This is a genomic window from Bacillus sp. FSL W8-0519, assembly GCF_038005585.1.
Classification (GTDB): Bacteria; Bacillota; Bacilli; order Bacillales; family Bacillaceae_G; genus Bacillus_A; species Bacillus_A paranthracis.
In genome coordinates, this window is sequence record NZ_JBBOTL010000001.1 from 1 (window position 1) to 7,500 (window position 7,500).

Sequence of the window (7,500 nt, forward strand, 5' to 3'; positions counted from 1 at the left end):
TTGGAAAACATCTCTGATTTATGGAACAGCGCCTTAAAAGAACTAGAAAAAAAGGTCAGTAAACCAAGTTATGAAACATGGTTAAAATCAACGACCGCACATAATTTAAAGAAAGATGTATTAACAATTACGGCTCCAAATGAATTCGCCCGCGATTGGCTAGAATCTCATTATTCAGAGCTAATTTCAGAAACACTTTATGATTTAACAGGGGCAAAATTAGCTATTCGCTTTATTATTCCCCAAAGTCAAGCCGAAGAGGAGATTGATCTTCCTCCTTCTAAACCGAATTCAGCACAAGATGATTCTAATCATTTACCACAGAGTATGCTAAATCCAAAATATACGTTTGATACGTTTGTTATTGGCTCTGGTAACCGTTTTGCTCACGCTGCTTCATTGGCCGTAGCCGAAGCGCCAGCTAAAGCATATAATCCCCTCTTTATTTATGGGGGAGTTGGACTTGGAAAGACCCATTTAATGCATGCAATTGGTCATTATGTAATTGAACATAACCCAAATGCCAAAGTTGTATATTTATCATCAGAAAAATTTACAAATGAATTCATTAATTCTATTCGTGATAATAAAGCTGTCGATTTTCGTAATAAATACCGCAATGTGGATGTTTTATTGATAGATGATATTCAATTTTTAGCGGGAAAAGAACAAACTCAAGAAGAGTTTTTCCATACATTCAATGCATTACACGAAGAAAGTAAACAAATTGTAATTTCCAGTGATCGGCCACCAAAAGAAATTCCAACTTTAGAAGATCGTCTTCGTTCTCGCTTTGAATGGGGACTCATTACGGATATTACGCCACCAGATTTAGAAACGCGGATTGCAATTTTGCGCAAAAAGGCAAAGGCTGAAGGACTTGATATACCAAATGAGGTCATGCTTTATATTGCAAATCAAATCGATTCAAATATTCGTGAACTAGAAGGTGCACTCATCCGAGTTGTAGCTTATTCATCTTTAATTAACAAAGATATTAATGCTGATTTAGCAGCCGAAGCACTTAAAGATATTATTCCAAATTCTAAACCAAAAATTATCTCCATTTATGATATTCAAAAAGCTGTAGGAGATGTTTATCAAGTAAAATTGGAAGATTTCAAGGCGAAAAAGCGAACGAAATCAGTTGCCTTCCCTCGCCAAATTGCAATGTATTTATCACGTGAACTGACAGACTCCTCCTTACCTAAAATAGGTGAAGAATTTGGTGGACGTGATCATACAACAGTTATCCATGCTCATGAAAAAATTTCTAAGCTACTTAAGACGGATACGCAATTACAAAAGCAAGTTGAAGAAATTAACGATATTTTAAAGTAGTAGCTGAATAGTGTGAATAACTTTCCTTGTTTTACGCACAGTCTATCCACATGTAGATAGACTGTTTTTACATCCTTTAACAGGGTTATCCACATATCCACAAGCCCTATTACTATTACTACTATTTTTTATCTTTATTAATTAAATAAAATCTTATACTTACCGGAGGTTTTTCTTTATGCGTTTTACAATACAAAAAGACTATCTTGTAAGAAGTGTACAAGATGTAATGAAGGCTGTTTCTTCTCGTACAACAATTCCGATCCTTACGGGGATTAAAGTTGTCGCTACAGAAGAAGGAGTTACATTAACAGGAAGCGATGCTGATATTTCAATTGAATCTTTCATTCCAGTTGAAGAGAATGGAAAAGAAATCGTAGAAGTGAATCAATCAGGAAGTATTGTTTTACAGGCTAAATATTTTAGTGAAATTGTAAAGAAGTTGCCTAAAGAAACTGTAGAAATTTCTGTGGAAAATCATTTGATGACAAAAATAACTTCTGGAAAATCAGAGTTTAATTTAAATGGTTTAGATTCTGCAGAATATCCATTGTTACCACAAATTGAAGAACATCATGTTTTTAAGATTCCAACGGATTTACTTAAACATATGATTAGACAAACTGTATTTGCAGTTTCCACTTCTGAAACAAGACCAATCTTGACAGGTGTAAACTGGAAGGTATATAACAGCGAACTAACTGGCATTGCTACAGATAGTCACAGACTAGCTCTTCGAAAAGCAAAAATTGAAGGCATTGCAGATGAGTTCCAAGCAAATGTTGTTATTCCAGGAAAAAGTTTAAATGAATTAAGCAAAATTCTAGATGAGTCTGAAGAAATGGTAGATATCGTTATTACGGAGTATCAAGTATTATTCCGTACAAAACATTTATTATTCTTCTCAAGATTGTTAGAAGGAAATTACCCTGATACAACTCGCTTAATTCCAGCGGAGAGCAAAACAGATATTTTTGTAAATACAAAAGAATTTTTACAAGCAATTGATCGTGCATCTCTTTTAGCAAGAGATGGTCGTAATAATGTTGTAAAATTATCAACTTTAGAGCAGGCAATGCTAGAAATTTCCTCGAATTCACCAGAAATCGGAAAAGTAGTAGAAGAAGTTCAATGTGAAAAAGTAGATGGAGAAGAGTTAAAAATATCTTTTAGTGCAAAATATATGATGGATGCACTAAAAGCATTAGATAGTACTGAAATTAAGATTAGCTTTACTGGAGCAATGAGACCATTCTTAATTCGTACAGTAAATGATGAATCCATTATTCAATTAATTTTACCGGTTCGTACTTACTAAGTAAGAAATAAGGGTTGCTAGTTTTCAGATGCTAGTAGCCCTTATTTGATTTTTGGGTATTACTTTCCTAATGCTAGTTTATTTAGTACAATGAAAGAATGAACACTTTCAGAAAGTGAGCGATTTTATGAAACGTATTAAAATTTCAACAGAGTATATTACACTAGGGCAATTTTTAAAGTTAGCCGATGTAATTGATACAGGTGGCGCTGTAAAATGGTTTTTACAAGAATATGAAGTGTACGTGAATCAAGAACTTGAAAATAGAAGAGGTCGCAAACTATATGCGAACGATATTATTGAAATTCCAGGAAGCGGAAGTTTCCAAGTTCAGTCATAAAGGGGGAGCCCTTTGTTTATTTCAGAAATACAATTAAAAAACTATCGCAATTATGAAAAGTTAGAGCTTTCCTTTGAAGATAAGGTAAATGTAATTATCGGCGAGAATGCGCAAGGGAAAACGAATTTGATGGAAGCTATTTATGTTTTAGCGATGGCGAAATCTCATAGAACCTCTAATGATCGCGAACTTATCCGTTGGGATGAAGATTTCGGTCAAATTAAAGGAAAGCTGCAAAAGAGAAATAGTTCTTTGTCTTTGGAATTAAATATCTCGAAAAAAGGTAAAAAGGCAAAATTAAATCAACTTGAACAACAAAAATTGAGTCAATATATTGGCGTGATGAATGTTGTCATGTTTGCCCCAGAAGATTTAAATCTTGTAAAAGGAAGCCCTCAAGTAAGAAGACGCTTTTTAGATATGGAATTAGGCCAAATAGCTCCGGTCTATTTGTATGAATTGAGTCAATATCAAAAGGTGCTCACACAACGAAATCACTTGCTAAAAAAGATGCAAGGGAATAGTAAGAATGAGGAAACGATGTTGGATGTATTTACACTTCAACTTATTGAGCATGGTACAAAAATTTTGCAAAAACGCTTTGAATTTTTGCATTTACTACAAGAATGGGCAGCTCCAATTCATCGTGGTATAAGCCGTGGGTTAGAAGAATTAGAAATTGTCTATAAACCGAGTGTAGATGTATCAGAATCAATGGATTTGTCGAAAATAAAAGAAGTATACTATGAAAGTTTTCAATCCGTGAAACAACGTGAAATTTTCCGTGGTACGACTTTAATTGGTCCTCATCGTGATGATTTACAATTCTTCGTTAATAGTAAAAATGTTCAAGTCTTTGGTTCGCAAGGACAACAACGAACGACCGCACTGTCCCTAAAATTAGCTGAAATTGAATTGATTTACTCAGAAGTTAAAGAATATCCGATTCTTCTATTGGATGATGTATTATCAGAATTAGATGATTATCGTCAATCGCATCTGTTAAATACAATTCAAGGAAAAGTGCAAACATTTGTGACAACGACGAGTGTCGACGGAATTGAACACGAAACATTAAAAGAAGCGAAAACAATTCATGTAACGAACGGCACGGTAGATTGTGAAATAGATAGGGCGTAATCCCTGTTTAAATGGAAAAGTAGGTGATCTTTGTGTCAATGGAACAAAAGCAAATGCAAGAAAATTCATATGATGAAAGTCAAATACAGGTACTTGAAGGGCTAGAAGCAGTTCGAAAACGCCCTGGTATGTATATTGGATCTACAAGCGGAAAAGGACTTCACCATCTTGTATGGGAAATCGTCGATAATAGTATTGATGAAGCACTTGCAGGTTACTGTGATGAAATTAACGTTAGTATCGAAGAAGATAATAGTATTCGTGTAACGGATAATGGACGTGGTATTCCAGTTGGTATACAAGAAAAAATGGGACGTCCTGCTGTAGAGGTTATTATGACCGTTCTTCATGCTGGTGGTAAGTTTGGCGGCGGCGGTTATAAAGTTTCTGGTGGTTTGCATGGTGTTGGGGCATCTGTAGTAAATGCCCTATCAACAGAACTAGAGGTATTTGTACATCGTGAAGGTAAAATCCATTATCAAAAATACGAAAGAGGTATTCCGGTTGCGGATTTAAAAGTCATTGGTGACACAGATCAAACAGGAACGATAACTCGATTTAAACCAGATCCAGAAATTTTTCAGGAAACAACAGTATACGAATTTGATACGCTCGCAACTCGTATGCGTGAATTAGCATTTTTAAATCGTAATATTAAATTAACAATTGAAGATAAACGTGAACATAAGCAAAAGAAAGAATTCCATTATGAAGGTGGAATTAAATCATACGTCGAGCATTTAAATCGCTCAAAACAACCAATCCATGAAGAACCTGTATATGTAGAAGGATCAAAAGATGGTATTCAAGTTGAGGTTTCCTTACAGTATAACGAAGGATATACAAATAATATTTACTCATTTACGAATAACATTCATACGTATGAAGGTGGAACACATGAAGTAGGGTTTAAAACAGCTTTAACTCGTGTGATTAACGATTATGGACGTAAAAATAGTATTTTAAAAGATGCAGACAGTAACTTAACGGGTGAGGATGTTCGTGAAGGTTTAACTGCAATTGTATCAATTAAACATCCAAACCCACAATTTGAAGGACAAACGAAGACGAAACTTGGGAATAGTGAAGCAAGAACGATTACAGAGTCTGTGTTTTCAGAGGCATTTGAAAAGTTCTTACTAGAAAACCCGAATGTTGCACGAAAAATCGTAGAAAAAGGTACGATGGCAGCACGTGCACGTGTTGCAGCGAAAAAAGCACGTGAATTGACACGCCGCAAGAGTGCATTAGAAGTTTCAAGTTTACCTGGTAAATTAGCAGATTGCTCTTCGAAAGATCCAGCAATTAGTGAAATTTACATTGTAGAGGGTGACTCTGCCGGTGGATCAGCAAAACAAGGGCGTGATCGTCACTTCCAAGCGATTTTACCGCTAAAAGGTAAAATTATTAACGTTGAAAAAGCAAGATTGGATAAAATTTTATCTAACGATGAAGTGCGTACAATTATTACTGCAATTGGTACGAACATTGGCGGCGATTTTGATATTGAGAAAGCTCGTTATCATAAAGTTATTATTATGACGGATGCCGACGTAGATGGTGCGCATATTCGTACCCTATTATTAACGTTCTTCTATCGTTATATGCGTCAAATTATTGAACATGGTTATATCTATATTGCACAGCCACCGTTGTTTAAAATACAACAAGGTAAAAAAATTCAATATGCTTATAATGAGAAAGAGCTTGAAAAGATTTTAGCTGAATTACCAGCTCAACCTAAACCCGGGATCCAACGTTACAAAGGTTTAGGAGAAATGAATCCAGCTCAGCTTTGGGAAACGACAATGGACCCAGAAGTGCGTTCATTACTTCAAGTTTCCCTTCAAGATGCAATTGAAGCAGATGAAACATTTGAAATTTTAATGGGGGATAAAGTAGAGCCACGTCGTAACTTTATCCAAGAAAATGCAAAATACGTGAAAAACCTTGATATTTAAATGAGTAATGACAGGAATCTGAGTATTCCTGTCTTCTACATATAAATCAATGTATGTGTAACGGAAATGTAAGAGGAGGTGCTCGTTGATGTCAGACAATCAACAACAAGCACGAATTCGAGAAATTAATATTAGTCATGAAATGCGTACCTCATTTTTAGATTACGCAATGAGTGTTATCGTATCTCGTGCATTACCAGATGTTCGTGATGGATTAAAACCTGTGCATCGTAGGGTTTTATATGCGATGAATGATTTAGGAATTACGGCTGATAAAGCGTATAAGAAATCAGCACGTATTGTTGGTGAAGTAATTGGTAAGTATCACCCTCATGGTGATTCGGCTGTTTATGAAACAATGGTACGTATGGCGCAAGATTTCAGTCAACGTTATATGCTTGTTGATGGGCATGGTAACTTTGGATCTGTCGATGGAGATTCAGCAGCAGCAATGCGTTATACAGAAGCAAGAATGTCTAAGATTTCTATGGAGTTAATACGTGATATTTCAAAAAATACGATTGATTATCAAGATAACTATGATGGTTCTGAAAGAGAGCCAATTGTATTACCAGCGCGTTTTCCTAACTTACTAGTAAATGGTACGACAGGTATTGCAGTTGGTATGGCAACGAATATTCCGCCGCATCAACTTGGCGAAGTAATTGATGGGGTATTGGCATTAAGTCATAATCCTGATATTACTATTGCAGAATTAATGGAGTGCATTCCAGGACCAGATTTCCCGACGGCAGGTTTAATTTTAGGAAGAAGTGGTATTCGTAGAGCGTATGAAACAGGACGCGGTTCTATTATACTTCGTGCTAAAGTTGAAATTGAAGAGAAGTCAAATGGCAAACAATCTATTATCGTAACGGAACTACCTTATCAAGTAAATAAGGCGCGATTAATTGAAAAAATTGCAGAATTAGTTCGCGATAAGAAAATTGAAGGTATTACAGATTTACGTGATGAATCAGATCGAAATGGTATGCGTATTGTTATGGAAGTACGTCGTGATGCCAATGCTAATGTATTATTAAATAACTTATATAAACATACAGCACTTCAAACAAGTTTCGGTATTAACATGCTGTCTCTTGTAAATGGAGAGCCACAAGTGCTGAACTTAAAACAAAATTTATATCATTACTTGGAACATCAAAAGGTAGTAATTCGTAGACGTACAGCTTATGAACTAGAAAAAGCAGAAGCGCGTGCTCATATTTTAGAAGGATTACGAATTGCCTTAGACCATCTGGATGAAGTTATTACATTAATTCGTAGTTCGAAAACAGCGGAAATTGCAAAGCAAGGTTTAATGGAACGTTTCGGCTTAAGTGAAAAACAAGCGCAAGCTATTTTAGATATGCGTTTGCAACGTTTAACAGGTTTAGAAC

The 7,500-nt window shown here is 35.4% G+C and carries 6 protein-coding genes (1 of these 6 only partly in view); all 6 read left to right on the forward strand.

The genetic code is table 11. The features are described from left to right. Positions 1 to 1,341: a chromosomal replication initiator protein DnaA gene (gene dnaA, locus NST14_RS00005; RefSeq protein ID WP_000428025.1), complete on the forward strand. Its 1,341-nt coding sequence runs from the start codon at positions 1 to 3 to the stop codon at positions 1,339 to 1,341. Between the two features lie 178 nt (positions 1,342 to 1,519). Further along, the gene (dnaN, locus tag NST14_RS00010) at positions 1,520 to 2,659 is read left to right on the forward strand and encodes a DNA polymerase III subunit beta (RefSeq protein ID WP_001212896.1); all 1,140 of its coding nucleotides are present in this window, start codon (positions 1,520 to 1,522) and stop codon (positions 2,657 to 2,659) included. Positions 2,660 to 2,786: 127 nt separating this feature from the next. After that, a complete protein-coding gene (gene yaaA / locus NST14_RS00015) occupies positions 2,787 to 2,999 on the forward strand; it encodes a S4 domain-containing protein YaaA (protein ID WP_000821367.1) in 213 nt (70 codons plus the stop codon). Positions 3,000 to 3,011: 12 nt separating this feature from the next. Next, complete coding sequence (gene recF / locus NST14_RS00020; protein WP_000470750.1) at positions 3,012 to 4,139, forward strand: DNA replication/repair protein RecF; 1,128 nt, start codon at positions 3,012 to 3,014, stop codon at positions 4,137 to 4,139. 38 nt (positions 4,140 to 4,177) lie between these two features. Next, positions 4,178 to 6,100 (forward strand): DNA topoisomerase (ATP-hydrolyzing) subunit B, encoded by a 1,923-nt coding sequence (gene gyrB / locus NST14_RS00025; protein ID WP_000435990.1) that lies wholly within the window; start codon positions 4,178 to 4,180, stop codon positions 6,098 to 6,100. Positions 6,101 to 6,188: 88 nt separating this feature from the next. After that, positions 6,189 to 7,500: the 5' portion of a DNA gyrase subunit A gene (gyrA, locus tag NST14_RS00030; RefSeq protein WP_001282851.1), read on the forward strand. The gene runs 1,160 nt beyond the window's last position; 1,312 of the gene's 2,472 nt are visible here — the first part of the coding sequence; the start codon lies at positions 6,189 to 6,191; the stop codon falls past the right edge of the window.